We start from the raw sequence: 17,859 nt of genomic DNA, 5'->3' as shown, positions 1-17,859 counted from the left end.
ATGGCAAAGAGGTCACACCCGTTCCCATACCGAACACGGAAGTTAAGCTCTTTTGCGCCGATGGTAGTTGGGGGTTTCCCCCTGTGAGAGTAGGACGTCGCTGGGCACTAATAAAGAAGTCGTTACCAAGTAATTGGTAACGACTTCTTTTTATTATTTTAGGAACAATACCCTCTTTCACAAGGGGCTATGGATTTCTCAATAATAAGTTGAAGTTTTATAATTCTATATTAAGAGGAATATAACGTATTCATGTATAATAAGAGAAGAGAATCTCAATGATATAGCGAGGTAATATACGATGCAGGAAAAGCGACCGTTAGTCGAAGCATTAGAGAAATTTCATAATCAAAAAAATATTTCTTTACATGTACCTGGCCATAAAAGTGGACTTCTATCCAGTTTACCAAAAGTAATGAAAGAAACCATGCGGTATGACTTAACGGAGCTAAGTGGATTAGATGATTATCATCATCCAGAAGGAGCTATTAAAGAAGCAGAGCAGCTACTTTCAGATACATATGAAACGAAGAAAAGTTTTTTTTTAGTAAATGGAACAACTGTAGGAAACTTGGCAATGATTTATGCTACTTGTCAGTTTGGAGGGCAAATCATTGTGCAAAGGAATGCTCATAAATCTATTTTCCATGCAATTGAATTAGTTGGAGCGGAACCTGTTTTTGTATCACCAGAATGGGATGAACGAACGAAAACGGCTTCTTATGTCTCATTGGGAGTGGTACGTAAAGCAATACAAATGTATCCTATGGCTAAAGCGGTTGTACTTACCTATCCTAGTTATTATGGTATTGCATCTTCTGAACTAAAACGTATTATCGATTTATGTCATGCAAATAATATACCGGTATTGGTGGATGAAGCTCATGGGGCACATTTTCAAGTAAATAAACGATTTCCGAAGTCCGCATTAATGTACGGAGCAGACGTTGTTGTTCAATCGGCTCACAAAACATTACCTGCATTAACGATGGGATCCTTTTTACATTTTAATTCAAACTTGATCGAAGAGAATGAACTAAATAAGTACTTGAGAATGCTTCAATCGAGCAGTCCATCCTATCTTTTATTAGCTTCCCTAGATGATGCTAGAAGTTATGTGGAAAGATACAATGAGATAGACTTTAAATATTTTATGGACAGAAGAAAGTTATTTATTAATTCTTTAGAAACTATTTCTTTGTTGAAAGTAGTGCAAGTGGATGATCCACTTAAACTGTTAATACGAATAGGGAAGTATGCTGGATTTCAAGTACAAAAGGCATTTGAAGCACAGAATATTTATGCAGAGTTAGCGGATACACATCAAGTATTATTTATTTTGCCTTTATTAAAGGGAGAGCATGACTATCCTTTTGCAGATATTAGAAAACGAATAAAGCGGGCGGCAGATGAACTACGTAAAGAAGTTCCAAATAGTCCAAGTGAAGTCCAGCTAAGCAGGCAACAATCTATTTCGACATTACATATGAGCGTGGAAGTATTGAGTGGAAAACAGGGGGAATGGATCCCATATGTCCGTTCTATCGGAAGAATCGCAAAAGGAATAGTGATTCCCTACCCTCCTGGAATTCCACTTATAATTGCAGGAGAGAAGATCACCGTTTCTATGTTAACTGAATTAGAGGAATGGTTGGAAAAGGGTGCAGTATTTCAAGGAGAACATCGACTGGCAGAAAAGTTAATATATGTAGTGGAGGAGTAAGAGTGCAAAAAAGAGGGTATTTTATAACTAGTGAAGGTCCTGAGGGGGCTGGAAAAACAACTGTAATGAATTTACTTGGAGATAAACTTAAAGAAGAGGGCTATGATGTTGTAATGACAAGGGAGCCGGGTGGAATTATGATTTCTGAAAAGATTCGAAACATAATTTTAGATACGGAGCATACAATGATGGAGAGTCGTACGGAAGCTTTACTATATGCAGCAGCTCGAAGACAACATTTAGTTGAAAAGGTAAAGCCTGCTATGGATGCAGGGAAAATAGTTATATGTGATCGTTTTATAGATAGTTCACTTGCTTATCAAGGCTTTGCAAGAGGCATTGGTGTCGAAGAAATACTAGCTATAAATAAGTTTGCAATCGGGGAGACAATGCCGAACAAAACAATTCTTTTTGATATCGAACCAAGCGTTGGACTTGCAAGAATTAATGCGCATAAAACTCGTGAAAAAAATCGATTAGATGCAGAAAGTCTAGCGTTTCACGAAAAGGTGAGAGAAGGCTATTTATCGTTAGTTGATCGCTATCCAGAACGTATTGAGGTAATCGATGCCTCTCGTTCTATAGATGAAGTATTAGAAGAAGTATACAAATCAATAAAGAGTAAATTAGAAATTATTAAATAATTAATGTTATAATAAAAAGAAGAAAATAAAAAGGAGTGAGTATCGATGAAATTGATAGTAGCGGTAGTGCAGGATCAGGATAGTAATCGATTGTCTAATGCTTTAACGAAAGCAAAGTTTAGAGCGACAAAACTGGCGAGTACAGGTGGTTTTTTACGATCTGGAAATACTACCTTTTTAATCGGTACCGATGACTCATTAGTAGCTTCTGCTTTAGAATTAATCAGAGACAATTGTCGAGCACGAGAGCAAATGGTTGCACCTGTCTCTCCAATGGGAGGAAATGCAGATTCTTATATTCCATACCCAGTGGAGGTTGAAGTAGGAGGAGCTACAGTATTTGTTCTACCAATTGAACAATTCCATCATTTTTAATAATGAAGGAAGGAATAGAAAACAATGAAGATAAATCAAGACTTACGAGTTGGGATAGATAAGGTTAGAAAAGATTCTACACAGAATGGTCCACGTTCTGCAAACTTTGGACAAATGATTACAAGACATGAACAAAGGATGCAGACTGAGACGATAACTAAACTGTTAGGAGATATTTCTACTGCTGGAGACCGTCTTGCACGATCAAGAAATTTACGTGATATGGCGAAGTTTAAAATGCTAATTCGAAAGTTTCTACAAGAAGCTGTAGATTTTGGGATGGGGTTAAAACAATCTCATACATGGAATCGTTTCGGTGAAGGTAGAAAGTTAAAGATTGTTGAAACAATTGATGAGAAATTAGTAGAGCTAGCAGAAGAAATTTTAGACCAAGAGAAAAACTCCATTGATCTATTAGACAAAATTGGAGAAATAAAAGGTCTACTTATTAACCTTTACACGTAAACTTCCCGTGTTTTCGCCAACCGCGAGACACGGGATTTTTTAGAGGATGATAAAGTATATGAATTTAGTAAACTAGGCTTTATGGAATTGGATAAAGAGAAGGTGAACTAGGTGGACAACTGGTCGTTTGAAAACGTAGATAAACTACAACCTGTAGCAATTAAGCAACTACAATCGATTGTTCAGAAAAAACGCATTGGACATGCTTATATTATTGAAGGTGGAAAAGGTACGGGAAAAGTAAAGGTTATGCAATTTTTTGTACAACTTATTTTATGTGAGAACCCAATAGAAAATGTTCCATGTGAAACATGTCGAAGTTGTAAAAGATTAAAATCAACTAATCATTTAAACTTTATGAAGCTTGAACCGGATGGACAATTCATAAAGCGAGGACAGATAGACGATTTAATTCATGAAATGAGTAAAACCGCTATTGAAACCGGGCGTAAAATATATGTTATACATCAAGCAGATCAATTGAATGCTAGTGCTGCCAATACATTATTGAAATTTTTAGAAGAACCCCAAAGTGAAGTAACGGCAATACTTTTAACAGACCGAATGCATGCGCTCATCCCAACCATTCGTTCAAGATGTCAGCACATAAGTTTAGCTGCTATGCCACAATCACTTTTAAAACAACGACTCATAGAAGAAGGAATAACCGATTCAATGGCTTCTACAGTTTGTCGGATGACGAATCAAGTCGAAGAAGCGATTAATTTAGCGAAGGACGAGCATTTTGGACTTGCAAGGAAATCAGTGTTAAAATTGGTTGAGGTGAGTGGTAAAAATGTTCAAGATGCATTAATGTGTATTCATGAAGACTTTGGACCATTGCTTAAAGAGAAAGAACAAGCAGAACAAGCATTAGATTTACTACTATTCGCTTATCGTGATATAGTAGCTATAAAAGCAAGTAACGTCGCAGTCTGTACTTATCCGGATATGATACATTATTGGAAACAAGTTGCCCTGCATACTACGTATGAGCAATTATCCAAGCAATTAGAAATAATTTTACATGCAAAACAAAACTTGCATAAAAATATGAACCGGACACTGATGATGGAGCAATTAATGCTAAACTTGCAGGGGGTATTTACTTTTGTATAATGTGGTAGGAGTTCGCTTTAAAAAAGCGGGTAAAATATATTATTTTGATCCAGTAGATTTTGCTTTAGAGAAAGATGACTATGTTATTGTAGAAACTGCTAGAGGGGTTGAGTACGGCAAAGTCGTTGTACCGATCAAGCAAGTAGGAGAGCATGATGTTGTTCTTCCTTTAAAACAAGTAGTAAGACCTTCTACTGAAAAGGATCGTATCCAAGTAGAAGAAAATCGTCTAGAATCTGTACAAGCTCTAGCTTTAGGAACTGAAAAAATTTTAGAAAGAGCTTTAGAGATGAAACTTGTGGATGTTGAATATACGTTTGACAGAAACAAAATTATTTTTTATTTTACTGCTGAAGGTCGTGTAGATTTTCGCGATTTAGTAAAGGATTTAGCTTCCGTATTTAGAACCCGTATTGAACTTAGACAAATTGGAGTACGTGATGAGGCTAAAATGTTAGGAGGCATTGGTCCATGTGGCCGCATGCTTTGCTGTTCTACGTTTTTAGGTGATTTTGAACCAGTTTCTATTAAAATGGCAAAAGATCAAAACTTATCGCTTAATCCTTCTAAAATTTCAGGTTTATGCGGACGTCTCATGTGCTGTTTAAAATACGAAAATGATGAATATGAAACTGCAAGAGAACAGATGCCGGATATCGGGGATAAAATCGAAACGCCGGATGGTTTTGGAAGAGTAGTAAGTATGAATATTTTAGAAAGAGTTTTACGTATAGAGTTAAATGATCCACAGAGAGTATTAGATTACACGTTAGAAGAAATTATTAACCATGCGGAAAATCCGGTACAATGGTCGGGGCAATGAGGTGAATGTGTGATGGACCGAAATTTTTTAGATACAATTATAGAATTTGAAAAACAATTAGAGTCCACGCAGCTGCAATTTCGAGCTTTAAAAGAATTTGTGGCGATAATGGTAGAGGAACGGCAAACGCTACAACAAGAAAATAACCATTTAAGACAGAGACTCGATGAAATGCATGAAAAAGAAGCACTCAATGAGAAAGTACGAGAAGAAAGATTAAACAAAGCAGATATTGGCGAAGGTCATGATAATTTAGCACGACTTTATCAAGAAGGTTATCATGTTTGTCATGTTCATTTTGGAAGTTCTCGTAAAGAAGAAGATTGTCTATTTTGCTTATCATTTCTAAATAAACAAAACGTATGATCAAATGACTGATGCCACTCCAAAAGTGGGTGTCAGTCTTTTGTTTTAAAGTGAGAAAGTATACACTTTTACTCAGTATCGATCAAGCACCAGCGTTTTGCTTGTAGTAGAAAAAAGTTGCTCCTCGGGGCAGTTATAGGTGCTTGCTCTTTCTTATACTTGGAGGAATTAATTATGGAACAATGGTTAAAGGATGACGAACGACTCGATTATTTGTTGGCAGAGGATTTACGAATCATTCAAAGTCCTTCTGTGTTTTCGTTTTCGTTAGATGCTGTTTTATTGTCAAGATTTACATATGTACCGTTTAAAAGAGGAAAAATAGTAGACTTATGCACAGGAAATGGGGCAATCCCATTATTTTTAAGTGCCAGAACGCAAGCAGAAATAATAGGCATTGAATTGCAAGTAAGACTAGCAGATATGGCCACAAGAAGTGTAGAGTATAACCAACTTTCAGAACAAATCACCATTAAGCAAGATGATGTAAAAGGGATTGCTGCGCAAATTGGAATAGAAAAATACGATGTTGTCACTTGTAATCCACCTTATTTTCCCGCTCATGAAGCAAGCGAAAAGAATTTGAAAGAGCATTTGGCCATTGCTAGACATGAGATTTATCTAACATTAGATGAGGCGGTTCGTTCAGCTAGTGAACTACTTAAGCAAGGTGGAAAAGCAGCATTTGTTCATCGACCTGGGAGATTGCTTGATATCGTAACAGCGATGAGAGCGAATCGACTCGAACCGAAGCGAATCCGATTTGTTTATCCGAAAGAAGGAAAGGAAGCAAATACGTTATTAATCGAAGCAATAAAAGATGGAAAGCCAGATTTAAAAATATTGCCGCCATTATATGTATATGGGGAGGACGGGCAATATACCGATGAAGTGAAAGAGTTGTTATATGGAAAAGAATGATAAAGTTCATACATTCTACGTCTTAGAATGTAAGGATGGTTCGTATTATGCAGGTTATACGAATGATTTGGTCAAAAGAGTTGCTGTCCATAATGAAGGAAAAGGGGCAAAATATACAAGAGCAAGACGTCCGGTTTCCTGCAAATATGATGAAGTATTCGAAACAAAACGTGAGGCAATGCAGGCGGAATATGCATTTAAGCAATTATCAAGGAAACAAAAAATTCACTATATGGGGGGGCAAATAAATGATGAAATCTCAGAAATCGACCGAGTATGAACAAAGTAGTTGTTTGTATTTAGTTGCAACGCCAATCGGTAATTTAGAAGATATGACGATGCGTGCAATTCGAATATTAAAAGAAGTCGATATAATAGCGGCAGAAGACACACGCAATACGAAAAAGCTTTGTAATTATTTTGAAATATCGACGCCATTGATGAGTTATCATGACCACAATCAGCAAGTAGGCGGAGAGAAGATATTAGATTTACTAAGACAGGGAAAACGTATTGCGTTAGTAAGTGATGCCGGACTTCCTTGTATTTCAGATCCCGGAGCAGATATTGCAACAAAAGCAGTCGATGAAGGGTTTGCAGTCGTTCCAATCCCTGGAGCAAATGCTGCACTGAGTGCCTTAATCGCATCGGGGTTATCGACACAACCCTTTTTCTTTTATGGATTTTTAAGTAGAAATAAGAAAGAAAGAAAAGCAGAAATTACACGTCTTCAAAAAAGACAAGAGACGGTTATTTTATATGAGTCTCCACATCGACTAAAGGATTCCTTAAAAGATATGCAAGCAATTATGGATGGTAATCGTAAAATTGTATTGGCAAGAGAGCTGACGAAAAAGTTTGAAGAGTTTATAAGAGGAACCATCGATGAAGTGGTAAGTTGGGTAGAGCAAAATGAAGTTCGCGGTGAATTTTGTATCGTGCTAGATGGTAGTGAGGAAGAGCAAATAGGTGAGTTAGATACTCCTTGGTGGGAAAAACTAAGTATTGAAGAGCATGTGAACAGTATAATGAAAGAAAAGCAATGTAGCTCGAAGGACGCTATAAAAGAAGTGGCAATCCAAAGAGAATTACCAAAAAGAGACGTTTATCAAAATTATCATATTGAATAAATAAAAACATCCATATTCTAAAAAAAGAATACGGATGTTTTTATTATTTTAGGTTATTTTGAATCTCTTTAATTAGTAATTCTGCACCTTCAGGGCTTAGAATTAATTTACCGCCAACTAGACGAAGGTTGTCATCTGACACTTCACCAGTTACAGCACAAGTCATGTTTGGCATATATTTTTTCAGGATAATTTTGTCATCATCTACGTAAATTTCTAGAGCGTCCTTTTCTGCAATTCCTAATGTGCGGCGAAGTTCAATCGGAATAACTACGCGTCCTAATTCATCAACTTTACGAACAATACCTGTAGATTTCATAATAGTTTTCTCCTCTCAAGAGTACAAATTTTTCGTCATTTTTCGACATAATTCTTTTTCATATATATAATCATACCAAGTACTACCATTTTCGTCAATAATTAAATCATGAATAATCTTGCGTTATATCATAAAAATTTGACTTTATAATATATTAATAGATAAAAATTTGATTAATAATTTTTAAAAAAGTCATTATTTTGGAATAATAACCATATTATTTAATAATTTAGGTAGTTAAACATTGATTGATAATTATACAGTCGAGTTATTAATTATTTGAAACAAATACTTTGTTTAGATAGAATAGAATATAAAGTAGATTTTCGCATTGGAGGCATTTTTACATTGAAAGATCAACAAAAAACATTTTATTTAACAACGCCTATTTACTACCCAAGTGGCAAGTTTCATATTGGTACTGCGTACACAACAGTAGCATCCGATGCAATGGCACGATACAAAAGACTAAGAGGCTATGACGTTAGATTTCTTACGGGAATGGATGAGCATGGTCAAAAAATTCAAGAAAAAGCACAAGAAGCAGGTATGGAACCACAAGCATACGTCAATGAAATTGCAGAAGCGGCTAAAAAAGTATGGGCTTTGATGGACATTTCGTATGATGATTTCATCCAAACAACAGAAGAACGTCATACTAAAACGGTCGAAAAAATATTTCAACGTTTTTTAGATAATGGAGATATTTACAAAGGCCAGTATGAAGGGTGGTATTGTACACCTTGTGAATCGTTCTTTACAGAGAACCAGTTAGTAGATGGAAACTGTCCGGACTGTGGTCGACCTGTTCATAAAGTGAAAGAAGAGTCTTATTTCTTTAATATGAAGAAATATGCAGATCGATTATTAACTTATTATGAAGATAATCTAGAATTTATTGAACCGGAGTCTCGAAAAAATGAAATGATTAATAACTTTATTAAGCCTGGCTTAGAGGATTTGTCTGTTTCCAGAACATCATTCGATTGGGGAATTCGTGTACCGGGAGACCCGAAGCATGTTATTTACGTGTGGGTAGATGCTTTAACAAATTACATTACTTCACTTGGTTATCTATCAGAAGACGATTCATTATTTAAAAAATATTGGCCGGCAGATGTACATGTTGTAGGAAAAGATATTGTAAGATTCCATACAATTTATTGGCCAATTTTCTTGATGGCATTAGATTTACCACTACCTAAAAAGGTATTTGCACATGGATTTATCATGATGAAAGACGGCAAAATGTCTAAATCTAAAGGAAATGTTGTTTATCCAGAAATGTTAGTAGAACGTTACGGGTTAGACGCAACACGCTATTTCTTATTGCGCGAGCTACCATTTGGACAAGATGGCGTATTTTCTCCCGAAACGTTTGTAGACCGTACAAACTTCGACTTAGCAAATGATTTAGGTAATTTGTTAAATAGATCGGTTTCGATGATTAATAAATATTTCGAAGGAAAAATCCCATCAACTCAAATTGAGCCTACTGAATTCGATGCAGCTCTTCAACAATTTGCAAAAGAAACAATTGAAAAGTATGAAGCGAGCATGGAAAAAATGCAATTTAGTGTTGTATTAAGTGATTTATGGGCATTCATTTCTCGTACGAATAAGTATATTGATGAAACACAACCATGGGTACTTGCAAAAGAAGGGGCCCTTCGTGGTCAGTTGGCAGCTGTAATGACCAATTTAGCAGAAAGTTTGCGCCAAATTGCAACATTAATCCAACCATTTATGACGAACAGTCCAAAAGAAATCATGAACCAACTTGGATTGACAGAAGATTATTTGGAATGGAATAAGCTTGGAAACTTCCATGTTATTGGAGATGGAATAGAAGTTATTCAAACTGGCGTTCCAATATTCCCTCGTCTAGATGTAGATATAGAAGTAGCTTATATTCGTGATCAAATGCGCGGATCTGTGCAAACACCACAAGAAGAAGTAGAAGAGGTAGCCCAGTCGGAAGAGATTTCGATAGATGATTTCTTTAAAGTGGATTTACGCGTAGCAACCGTTTTGGAATGTGAACAAATTCAAAAGGCAGATAAATTATTAAAGCTGCAACTAGATATGGGCTATGAAAAACGTCAAGTTGTTTCAGGAATAGCAAAGCATTATAAGCCAGAAGATCTTGTCGGTAAAAAAGTAATTGTAGTTGCTAATTTAAAACCAGTTAAACTAAGAGGAGAACTATCTCAAGGGATGATTCTCGCTGGTGAAAAAGATGGTTATTTAACGCTAGCAACAGTAGATGAAAAGCTTGAAAATGGCGCACAAGTGAAATAATAAGTTAAAATAGACCTGTTGCTAAAAAAGTGACAGGTCTTTTTAATGCTTTAGGAAATTCTAAAACTCTATGCGTAACATAAATTATGTAATTTTTTCAATTAAACGTAATATAGGGATAATGCGTCGCATGGCAAAGTACAAGACACTATTTTTTATCTGAAACTGAATATCAATATAATATTGCGTGACGTAAGAGCAGATACTAGCAATGTCGAAGTGCATTTGCACAATATTTATAAAAATGAGTCGCGCTGATAGTTGTCTCACACAAAGTAAACCAGTTATTTTAAGAATTGGTTGCTCTCACGCGGATTTGATTGCTTTCCGAATGGAACTGGTTGCTTTTAATAATCAATTAGTTGCTCTAAGCCATTTACTGGATTCCTATATTAAAAAACAGTGTAAAATTTTGTTTTTAGCAAGTCGATACGGAGTAAGTAAGCAATTTCAGGTGTTTAAATTAATGTTAATATTTCCATTTTCCGTATAGGGCAGAGATAGGCACTTATGCTTTTCTTATTGTAAATGATATTTTCAAATACTATTCTAGACTCTATATGAATGAACTTACGTGAGGAGAAGAAGTTAAATGTTTATAGACACACACGTCCACTTAAATGCCGATCAATACGATGAAGATTTACAAGAAGTAATTGATCGAGCACTACAAGCAAACGTTACGAAAATGGTTGTTGTCGGATTTGATCGTAAAACAATCGAACGAGCAATAAAGCTAGCAGAGGAATATGCGTTCATCTATGCAGTAGTAGGGTGGCATCCGGTAGATGCAATTGATTGTACAGATGAAGATCTAAAATGGATTGAGGAACTTGCTGCGCACGAAAAGGTAGTAGGAATTGGAGAAACAGGACTAGATTATTACTGGGACAAGTCACCAAAAGATATTCAACAAGCACTATTTCGAAAACAAATTCGTTTAGCTCAAAAAGTAGATTTACCGATTATTATACATAATCGAGAAGCAACGGAAGACGTTATCCGCATTTTAAAAGAAGAAGAGGCACATCTAACTGGTGGAATTATGCATTGTTTTGGAGGAAGTGTCGAAACAGCACGACAATGTATTGATATGAACTTCAAGATTTCACTTGGGGGCCCAGTAACATTTAAAAATGCAAAGAAGCCTAAAGAAGTGGCTACAGAGATTCCTTTAGAGCATTTATTAATTGAAACAGATGCACCCTATCTAGCACCCCACCCTTATCGAGGAAAAAGAAATGAACCTGCTCTTGTGACGCTCGTTGCAGAAGAAATTGCGCGGTTAAAAGGGTTATCAATTGAGCAAATAGCCGAAGCAACAACGAATAATGCAAAACAATTTTTTCGCATAGTAGATGAGAAAATGTAAACTTTACCATACCTTTGACGCTGTTGGTTTTCACCGTGTTTGAATAGTAAAATAAAACATAAACAGTTGACAAGATGTGAAGTACTCTATATAATCACTCGAGTGAACAAGGAGGCGTTTTTCATGTCAAATAATCCCATGAAAAACCTGTTCTTTCATTCATTGAGGAGCAAGCAAACATTAGTAACAGTTGCATCTTTACTATTGTTTCTTGCAGTCGTTTCTTTCGTTTTATTCGAAGGAACTAAGAAAACTGTTGCTTTAACAGTTAACGGTGAACAACAAGAGATTTTAACGCACGCAAATACAGTCGGAGAACTACTAAAACAGCACGATATAGTAGTTGCTAACGAAGACTTTTTACAACCCTCAGTGAACACTTCAATCAAAAATAATTTAGCGATTGAGTGGGAGCAGGCTAGACAAATAGAAATTACAGTAGATGGAGAAATTCAAACAATCAACACTACTGAACATTTAGTTTCAGAAATACTCGCAAAAGCGAATGTTCAGGTAAATGAACACGACGCTATAACACCTGCTGCGGATGCAGAGGTTGGACCGAATAACAAAATTGCAATTGAAAAAGCATTTGAAGTCACGCTTTTAGATGGTAAAGAAGAGAAGAAGGTATGGTCCACTTCGACTACGGTCGCTGACTTTTTAAAACAATCTAACATTCAATTGAATGAATTCGACCGAGTAGAACGGCAAATGGATGAGATGATCATTCCAGATTCCGTAATAAAAGTGGTGCGAGTAGAAAAGGTCACCGATGTAGTTGAGGAAGCTACAAATTTTGCAGTAGAAACGAAAAAAGATGACTCGCTATTAAAAGGGAAAGAAAAAGTAGTGCAAGCAGGCGAAAAAGGAACTGTTTCACGAACTTATGATGTGATAAAAGAAAATGGGGTAGAAGTATCCCGTAATGTCATCAGTGAAAAAGTGACAAAAGAGCCCACGAAAAAAGTAGTTGCGGTTGGAACAAAAGTAGTGACTGCCAGTGTATCTCGTGGAGCATCTGATGCAGCTAGCGAAGGAAATGAGTTTTATGTAACAGCAACTGCATACACGGCTTATTGCAATGGTTGCTCTGGCGTAACAACAACCGGTATTAATCTAAAGTCAAATCCAGATGTGAAAGTAATTGCAGTGGATCCTAAAGTAATTCCACTAGGCTCTAAAGTGTGGGTAGAAGGCTATGGTTATGCGGTAGCTGGAGACACTGGCGGTGCCATAAAAGGAAAAAAGATTGATTTATTTATGCCTTCTAAATCTAAAGCATATGACTTTGGGCGTAAGAAGGTACGCGTTAAAGTGCTTAACTGATGTTGCATAGCTTCCCTTTCATTGATAGGGGAAGCTTTTTTGCGTTATGATAAGGAGTAACAAAATAGAAAAGAGGAAGTACCTTTGCGAATAAAAGAAGTCATTGTTGTAGAAGGTAAGGACGATACAACTGCTATTAAGCGTGCTGTCGATGCAGACACGATAGAAACGAATGGATCTGCTATTTCTAAAGAAACACTAATGAAAATCCAGCATGCACAAGATAAAAGAGGGGTCATCGTTTTTACAGATCCAGATTACCCTGGAAGACGTATACGTGCCATTATTGAAGAACACGTTCTTGGTGTGAAGCATGCCTTTTTATCGAAAGAAAAAACCATTGCCAAAAACGGTAAAGGGTTAGGGATTGAACATGCAAAAGACGAGGATATCCGTCTAGCACTTGCTAGCGTTTATACTCCTAAATCTGATACAGATGTAGCAGAGGACATTCCTTTAGATATGTTGGTAGAAGGAAAATTAATCGGTCATCTAAATTCCAAAGAGAGAAGAGCAAGACTCGGAGAACGATTGAAAATTGGATATACAAATGGGAAACAATTGCAAAAGCGACTTTCCGTTTTTCAAATTAGCAGACAGCAGCTAGCAGAAGCAATTTCACAGCTGGATATGGAGGATAAATAATTTATGCAAAAAGATATAGCAACCCCAGTTCGTACACAAGAAATATTAAAAAAATATGGTTTTTCATTTAAAAAGAGTCTAGGGCAAAACTTTTTAATCGACCCGAATATTTTACGGAATATTGTAGGGCATGCAGAGCTTACAAAAGATTCTGCCGCTATCGAAATTGGACCTGGAATTGGTGCATTAACAGAGCATTTAGCAAGAGCTGCGGGAAAAGTAGTCGCTTTTGAAATCGATCAACGATTGCTACCAGTACTAGAAGATACATTATCGCCATATGATAATGTGGACATTGTCCATGCGGATATATTAGAAGCTGACGTGAAACAAATGTTCACAGATAAGCTAGAGGACTATAAAGACGTAATGGTTGTTGCTAACTTACCTTACTATGTGACAACGCCAATACTGTTAAAGTTATTAATGGATCGTCTACCTATTCGAGGAATGGTTGTTATGATGCAAAAAGAAGTGGCAGATCGAATTACAGCCTCACCTGGAACTAAAGCGTACGGATCACTTTCTATAGCAATTCAATACTATATGAAAGCAGAAGTAGCAATGATTGTTCCTAGAGCAGTTTTTATGCCACAACCTAATGTAGAATCTGCAGTTATTAAGTTAACGCGACATGAAACACCACCGGTACATGTAATCGATGAAGATTTTTTATTTAAAGTATCGAGAGGCTCATTTGTGCAACGAAGAAAAACGATTATCAATAATCTGCAATCCTCTTTACCAAATGGGAAGCAGAAAAAAGAGTTAATCCTTCAATCTTTAGAAAAAGTAGGTATTAATCCGACTAGAAGAGGAGAAACTCTATCTATCGAAGAGTTTGGTCGTTTAGCGGATGAATTATATCCACATTTCCATTAATAATACTTGTTACAATATTAGTAATGTTTATAAACAAAAGTAATCGTAGAATGAAATAAAAACGTTGACAAAGGGTGCTTACAGTTGTTAAAATGTTTTGTTTGACAAAAAAATAAATAGGTGGTATAGTAGTATTCAGTGAGGTGTAAGCGGAATGCCAAAAACTTTAGCTGATATTAAGAAGTCATTAGATCATCATTTAGGCAAGCGTTTGCAGTTAAAAGCAAACGGGGGACGTAAGAAAACAATCGAGCGAGCTGGTGTATTAAGAGAAACTTATCACGCTGTATTCGTTATCGACTTGGATCAAGATGAAAATTCTTTTGAACGTGTATCTTATAGTTATGCAGACATTTTGACAGAAGCAGTAGAAATCACTATTTTTGATGAAGCAAATAATTTAATCGTTGTAAAATGAGTATTTAGAACTTTTATTTTTATATTTGAAAAAAAACTCTTTCTCTGTTCTTCGGAATGGAAAAAGAGTTTTTTTCTGTTTTTGTGGACATACTAAGAAAGCTAGTTGTTAAAAAGGAGGATTCACCACATGGCTAGAAAAGGTATTATGTCTAATGAATTAAAAGAAGAGATAGCAAAAGATCTTGGATTTTATGATGTAGTCAAAACCGAGGGCTGGGGTGGAATAAAATCACGTGATGCAGGTAATATGGTGAAACGAGCAATTGAAATGGCTGAGCAACAAATGAAATCACCAAAGTAAGCGAGATTTCCAAATAGTGAACAATTAGCAACTGAAAGGGCAGAGAAATCTGCCTTTTCTTTTTTTCAAATAGAAACTACTGTGGTAAAATAGGGGACAGCATATGTTGGAAAAGGAGCAAATGGGATGTACTATGTAAAAGCACCTGCCAAAATAAATCTAACCCTTGATGTATTACATAAACGTCCAGACGGTTATCACGAAGTCGAAATGATTATGACGACAGTTGATTTAGCAGACCGTATTGGATTGGAAATAAGAGAAGATGGAGCAATACATATTCTATCAGTTGATCGTTTTGTTCCAAACGATCACCGCAATCTAGCGTATCAGGCTGCAAAGATATTGAAAGAAATGTATCATGTAAAATTAGGCGTTTCCATAAAAATAGAAAAAAACATACCTGTAGCAGCTGGACTAGCCGGCGGAAGTAGTGATGCAGCGGCCACGCTCAGAGGGTTGAATACGGTATGGAATTTGGGACTAACATTAGATGAATTAGCTCAAATAGGTACCAAAATCGGCTCTGATGTCGCATTCTGTGTATATGGTGGAACGGCACTTGCAACAGGTAGAGGAGAAAAAATTCAGGAGTTGCCATCGCCGGCAAATTGTTGGGTCATTCTTGCAAAGCCGACACTCGGCGTTTCAACTGCCGATATTTACGGGAACTTAAAAATAAACGACATCATGCACCCTAATACAAAGCAAATGGTACAAGCTATTAAAGCAAAAGATTTTGATCTAATGTGTGCATCTGTAGGGAATGTACTAGAGGAAGTGACATTGAAACTATATCCGGAAGTAGCCGTGTTAAAAGATCAGATGCAAAAATTTGGGGCGGATGCAGTATTAATGAGTGGTAGTGGTCCAACGGTATTTGGGTTAGTAAATCAGGAATCGAGAGTACAACGAGTATATAACGGGCTTCGTGGTTTTTGTGATGAAGTATATGCTGTTCGATTAATCGGGGACAGAGACACACTTGCTTAAATACGGATGATTGTGTTAAGTTTTTTATAAAATATTCGTATTTGGAGGTGATTGAGTGAAGTGGAAAAGAAGTGAACGGCTCGTAGATATGACGCAATACTTAATGGAACATCCTCATAAATTAATCCCTTTGACATTTTTTGCTTCTTTATACGAATCGGCTAAATCTTCCATTAGTGAAGATTTAACGATTGTGAAAGAAACATTTGAAGAAAGAGGTAGGGGTTTACTTGTAACTGTACCGGGAGCAGCTGGCGGTGTGAAGTTTATTCCAACGATGACAAATGAAGATGTAAAAGTAGTAGCGAAAGATTTGATGGAACAACTTTCTAAAGCTGAACGGTTATTACCGGGTGGTTATTTGTACATGACCGATTTGTTAGGGAATCCAACGCTGATGAATAAAGTGGGGAAAGTATTTGCATCTGCTTTTGCAAATGAAAAAATAGATGCGATTATGACGGTTGCCACAAAAGGTATTCCTATTGCGCATGCCATAGCAAGACATTTAAATGTACCTGTAGTCGTTGTTCGTAGAGACAGTAAAGTAACGGAAGGTCCAACAGTTAGTATTAACTATGTATCGGGATCTGCAAGACGTATTCAAACAATGGTTCTTTCCAAAAGAAGTATGGAAAAGGGACAACGTGTGTTAATCACTGATGACTTTATGAAAGTCGGTGGAACGATTAACGGAATGAAGAGCTTACTTGAAGAATTTAATTGTGAGCTAGCAGGTATCGCTGTATTGGTAGAGGCGGAACATGAAGGTGAACAGTTAGTGGATGAATATTTATCTCTTGTGAAACTACACGAAGTAAATGAAAAAAGTGGTACAATAGCTTTAACCGAAGGAAACTATTTTGTGAAGGGTGGAAGTTTAGATGAAGGCAGTATCAACAACTAATGCACCAGCAGCAATCGGACCTTATGTACAAGGGGTTATTGTAAATGGAATGTTTTATAGCTCCGGTCAAATCCCATTAACTCCAGGGGGAGAAGTTGTAGAAGGTTCTATTACGGAACAAACAGCACAAGTATTTGCGAATCTAGATGCCGTGTTAACAGAAGCTGGCTCTTCTTTATCCAAAGTTGTAAAGACATTGGTGTTTTTAAAAGATATGAATGATTTTGCAGAATTCAATGATGCTTACGAAAAACACTTTGCGGGCCATAAACCAGCTCGTTCTGCTGTAGAGGTAGCAAGATTACCAAAAGACGTAAAAGTGGAAATTGAAGTAATTGCAATAGTTTAAACAAAAGGCATGTTTTCTTCGGAAAACATGCTTTTTTTTATATGAAGGGCAATATAGGGATACTGCGTCGTAGTGAGCTCTTATAAGGTGACCACTATTATTTTCGCTGCAGTCGGATGCTTTTCGCCGGGTGAGCGATGAGCCATGCCCGCCGCTTAGGCGTACGTTGTGCTGGATCATTTGCCCACAGAGGATCTTTCCTCTGTTTTTCGACTGTTTGAATCCAATAAATGGCTTAGGGCAACAGATCGCTCATTGAAAGCAATCAATTCTACTCTTAAAGCAATCAAAATCTTTGTGAGAGTAACCAAAATGCCGATGCAAGCAACCAATTCTTAAAATAGCATGTTTACTTGGATTGAAATGACAAATACTGAGATGCATATTTATCAGGGCGGATCCGCTAACCAACAAAATATTGGCCAGTTTTTCTATTGCGTGCATCCAGTAAATGGCATAGGGAAACCAATTAATC

Annotated in this window: 21 protein-coding genes and 1 rRNA gene; 21 read left to right on the top strand and 1 reads right to left on the bottom strand. The window is 36.6% G+C overall.

Annotation, left to right across the window (positions count from 1 at the left end):
• From rrf to rsmI, 11 genes are all read left to right on the top strand, one after another.
• Positions 1 to 106, top strand: a 5S ribosomal RNA gene (gene rrf, locus FG383_RS19185); the annotation flags it as partial.
• A gap of 195 nt (positions 107 to 301) precedes the next feature.
• Positions 302 to 1,723, top strand: a complete 1,422-nt coding sequence (locus FG383_RS19180) for an aminotransferase class I/II-fold pyridoxal phosphate-dependent enzyme (RefSeq protein ID WP_142609063.1) — start codon at positions 302 to 304, stop codon at positions 1,721 to 1,723.
• Between the two features lie 2 nt (positions 1,724 to 1,725).
• Entirely contained in the window at positions 1,726 to 2,367 is a 642-nt protein-coding gene (tmk, locus tag FG383_RS19175) for a dTMP kinase (protein ID WP_281285366.1), read from the top strand.
• Positions 2,368 to 2,412: 45 nt separating this feature from the next.
• Positions 2,413 to 2,742 (top strand): cyclic-di-AMP receptor, encoded by a 330-nt coding sequence (locus FG383_RS19170; protein WP_093276576.1) that lies wholly within the window; start codon positions 2,413 to 2,415, stop codon positions 2,740 to 2,742.
• A gap of 24 nt (positions 2,743 to 2,766) precedes the next feature.
• Complete coding sequence (locus FG383_RS19165) at positions 2,767 to 3,207, top strand: YaaR family protein (protein ID WP_142609060.1); 441 nt, start codon at positions 2,767 to 2,769, stop codon at positions 3,205 to 3,207.
• A 111-nt stretch (positions 3,208 to 3,318) separates the two neighbouring features.
• Positions 3,319 to 4,326, top strand: coding sequence for a DNA polymerase III subunit delta' (holB, locus tag FG383_RS19160; protein ID WP_142609058.1), 1,008 nt, complete (start codon positions 3,319 to 3,321; stop codon positions 4,324 to 4,326).
• Entirely contained in the window at positions 4,319 to 5,149 is an 831-nt protein-coding gene (locus tag FG383_RS19155; protein ID WP_142609057.1) for a PSP1 domain-containing protein, read from the top strand. The genes holB and FG383_RS19155 overlap by 8 nt, the downstream gene beginning before the upstream one ends.
• A 12-nt stretch (positions 5,150 to 5,161) precedes the next feature.
• Complete coding sequence (gene yabA, locus FG383_RS19150) at positions 5,162 to 5,515, top strand: DNA replication initiation control protein YabA (protein WP_185908019.1); 354 nt, start codon at positions 5,162 to 5,164, stop codon at positions 5,513 to 5,515.
• A 174-nt stretch (positions 5,516 to 5,689) separates the two neighbouring features.
• The gene (locus FG383_RS19145; RefSeq protein ID WP_142609054.1) at positions 5,690 to 6,436 is read left to right on the top strand and encodes a tRNA1(Val) (adenine(37)-N6)-methyltransferase; all 747 of its coding nucleotides are present in this window, start codon (positions 5,690 to 5,692) and stop codon (positions 6,434 to 6,436) included.
• Positions 6,423 to 6,716 (top strand): GIY-YIG nuclease family protein, encoded by a 294-nt coding sequence (locus FG383_RS19140; RefSeq protein ID WP_142609052.1) that lies wholly within the window; start codon positions 6,423 to 6,425, stop codon positions 6,714 to 6,716. Before FG383_RS19145 ends, FG383_RS19140 begins: the two co-directional genes overlap by 14 nt.
• Entirely contained in the window at positions 6,688 to 7,566 is an 879-nt protein-coding gene (gene rsmI, locus FG383_RS19135; RefSeq protein WP_142609065.1) for a 16S rRNA (cytidine(1402)-2'-O)-methyltransferase, read from the top strand. The genes FG383_RS19140 and rsmI overlap by 29 nt, the downstream gene beginning before the upstream one ends.
• A 43-nt stretch (positions 7,567 to 7,609) precedes the next feature.
• On the opposite strand, the gene FG383_RS19130 is transcribed toward rsmI, so the two are convergent.
• Positions 7,610 to 7,885, bottom strand: coding sequence for a transition state genes transcriptional regulator AbrB (locus tag FG383_RS19130; protein WP_142540905.1), 276 nt, complete (start codon positions 7,883 to 7,885; stop codon positions 7,610 to 7,612).
• 348 nt (positions 7,886 to 8,233) lie between these two features.
• On the opposite strand from FG383_RS19130, the gene metG reads away from it, so the two are divergent.
• The 10 genes from metG to FG383_RS19080 all read left to right on the top strand — a co-directional run bounded on the left by metG (position 8,234) and on the right by FG383_RS19080 (position 17,384).
• Complete coding sequence (metG, locus tag FG383_RS19125; RefSeq protein ID WP_142609050.1) at positions 8,234 to 10,186, top strand: methionine--tRNA ligase; 1,953 nt, start codon at positions 8,234 to 8,236, stop codon at positions 10,184 to 10,186.
• Positions 10,187 to 10,778: 592 nt separating this feature from the next.
• On the top strand, positions 10,779 to 11,558 hold the full coding sequence (locus FG383_RS19120; protein WP_142609048.1) for a TatD family hydrolase: 780 nt from the start codon (positions 10,779 to 10,781) through the stop codon (positions 11,556 to 11,558).
• Positions 11,559 to 11,681: 123 nt separating this feature from the next.
• Positions 11,682 to 12,887: a resuscitation-promoting factor gene (locus tag FG383_RS19115; protein ID WP_142609046.1), complete on the top strand. Its 1,206-nt coding sequence runs from the start codon at positions 11,682 to 11,684 to the stop codon at positions 12,885 to 12,887.
• An 84-nt stretch (positions 12,888 to 12,971) separates the two neighbouring features.
• Complete coding sequence (gene rnmV / locus FG383_RS19110; RefSeq protein ID WP_142609044.1) at positions 12,972 to 13,532, top strand: ribonuclease M5; 561 nt, start codon at positions 12,972 to 12,974, stop codon at positions 13,530 to 13,532.
• Between the two features lie 3 nt (positions 13,533 to 13,535).
• Positions 13,536 to 14,414 (top strand): 16S rRNA (adenine(1518)-N(6)/adenine(1519)-N(6))-dimethyltransferase RsmA, encoded by an 879-nt coding sequence (gene rsmA / locus FG383_RS19105; RefSeq protein WP_142609042.1) that lies wholly within the window; start codon positions 13,536 to 13,538, stop codon positions 14,412 to 14,414.
• 154 nt (positions 14,415 to 14,568) lie between these two features.
• Complete coding sequence (gene veg, locus FG383_RS19100; protein WP_053591096.1) at positions 14,569 to 14,832, top strand: biofilm formation stimulator Veg; 264 nt, start codon at positions 14,569 to 14,571, stop codon at positions 14,830 to 14,832.
• Between the two features lie 129 nt (positions 14,833 to 14,961).
• Entirely contained in the window at positions 14,962 to 15,135 is a 174-nt protein-coding gene (locus tag FG383_RS19095) for a small, acid-soluble spore protein, alpha/beta type (protein WP_093276510.1), read from the top strand.
• Positions 15,136 to 15,261: 126 nt separating this feature from the next.
• Positions 15,262 to 16,128, top strand: a complete 867-nt coding sequence (ispE, locus tag FG383_RS19090) for a 4-(cytidine 5'-diphospho)-2-C-methyl-D-erythritol kinase (RefSeq protein WP_142609040.1) — start codon at positions 15,262 to 15,264, stop codon at positions 16,126 to 16,128.
• Between the two features lie 55 nt (positions 16,129 to 16,183).
• Complete coding sequence (purR, locus tag FG383_RS19085) at positions 16,184 to 17,035, top strand: pur operon repressor (RefSeq protein ID WP_142609038.1); 852 nt, start codon at positions 16,184 to 16,186, stop codon at positions 17,033 to 17,035.
• Complete coding sequence (locus FG383_RS19080) at positions 17,013 to 17,384, top strand: RidA family protein (protein WP_142609036.1); 372 nt, start codon at positions 17,013 to 17,015, stop codon at positions 17,382 to 17,384. The genes purR and FG383_RS19080 overlap by 23 nt, the downstream gene beginning before the upstream one ends.
• Positions 17,385 to 17,859 lie beyond the last annotated feature (475 nt).

It is taken from the genome of Psychrobacillus soli, assembly GCF_006861775.1.
In the GTDB taxonomy this organism is placed as follows: domain Bacteria; phylum Bacillota; class Bacilli; order Bacillales_A; family Planococcaceae; genus Psychrobacillus; species Psychrobacillus soli.
The sequence above is the reverse complement of the archived record's forward strand: the minus strand, read 5'-3'. Positions and strand labels throughout refer to the sequence as shown.

What these genes read in the sequence shown, in the direction of transcription:
- FG383_RS19115 (WP_142609046.1), top strand. Translation starts at nt 11,682, where the DNA reads ATGTCAAATAATCCCATGAAAAACCTGTTCTTTCATTCATTGAGGAGC.
- FG383_RS19140 (WP_142609052.1), top strand. Translation starts at nt 6,423, where the DNA reads ATGGAAAAGAATGATAAAGTTCATACATTCTACGTCTTAGAATGTAAG.
- FG383_RS19180 (WP_142609063.1), top strand. Translation starts at nt 302, where the DNA reads ATGCAGGAAAAGCGACCGTTAGTCGAAGCATTAGAGAAATTTCATAAT.
- veg (WP_053591096.1), top strand. Translation starts at nt 14,569, where the DNA reads ATGCCAAAAACTTTAGCTGATATTAAGAAGTCATTAGATCATCATTTA.
- FG383_RS19130 (WP_142540905.1), bottom strand. Translation starts at nt 7,885, where the DNA reads ATGAAATCTACAGGTATTGTTCGTAAAGTTGATGAATTAGGACGCGTA.
- FG383_RS19145 (WP_142609054.1), top strand. Translation starts at nt 5,690, where the DNA reads ATGGAACAATGGTTAAAGGATGACGAACGACTCGATTATTTGTTGGCA.
- yabA (WP_185908019.1), top strand. Translation starts at nt 5,162, where the DNA reads ATGGACCGAAATTTTTTAGATACAATTATAGAATTTGAAAAACAATTA.
- rsmA (WP_142609042.1), top strand. Translation starts at nt 13,536, where the DNA reads ATGCAAAAAGATATAGCAACCCCAGTTCGTACACAAGAAATATTAAAA.
- rsmI (WP_142609065.1), top strand. Translation starts at nt 6,688, where the DNA reads ATGAAATCTCAGAAATCGACCGAGTATGAACAAAGTAGTTGTTTGTAT.
- FG383_RS19080 (WP_142609036.1), top strand. Translation starts at nt 17,013, where the DNA reads ATGAAGGCAGTATCAACAACTAATGCACCAGCAGCAATCGGACCTTAT.
- FG383_RS19170 (WP_093276576.1), top strand. Translation starts at nt 2,413, where the DNA reads ATGAAATTGATAGTAGCGGTAGTGCAGGATCAGGATAGTAATCGATTG.
- ispE (WP_142609040.1), top strand. Translation starts at nt 15,262, where the DNA reads ATGTACTATGTAAAAGCACCTGCCAAAATAAATCTAACCCTTGATGTA.
- FG383_RS19095 (WP_093276510.1), top strand. Translation starts at nt 14,962, where the DNA reads ATGGCTAGAAAAGGTATTATGTCTAATGAATTAAAAGAAGAGATAGCA.
- FG383_RS19120 (WP_142609048.1), top strand. Translation starts at nt 10,779, where the DNA reads ATGTTTATAGACACACACGTCCACTTAAATGCCGATCAATACGATGAA.
- FG383_RS19165 (WP_142609060.1), top strand. Translation starts at nt 2,767, where the DNA reads ATGAAGATAAATCAAGACTTACGAGTTGGGATAGATAAGGTTAGAAAA.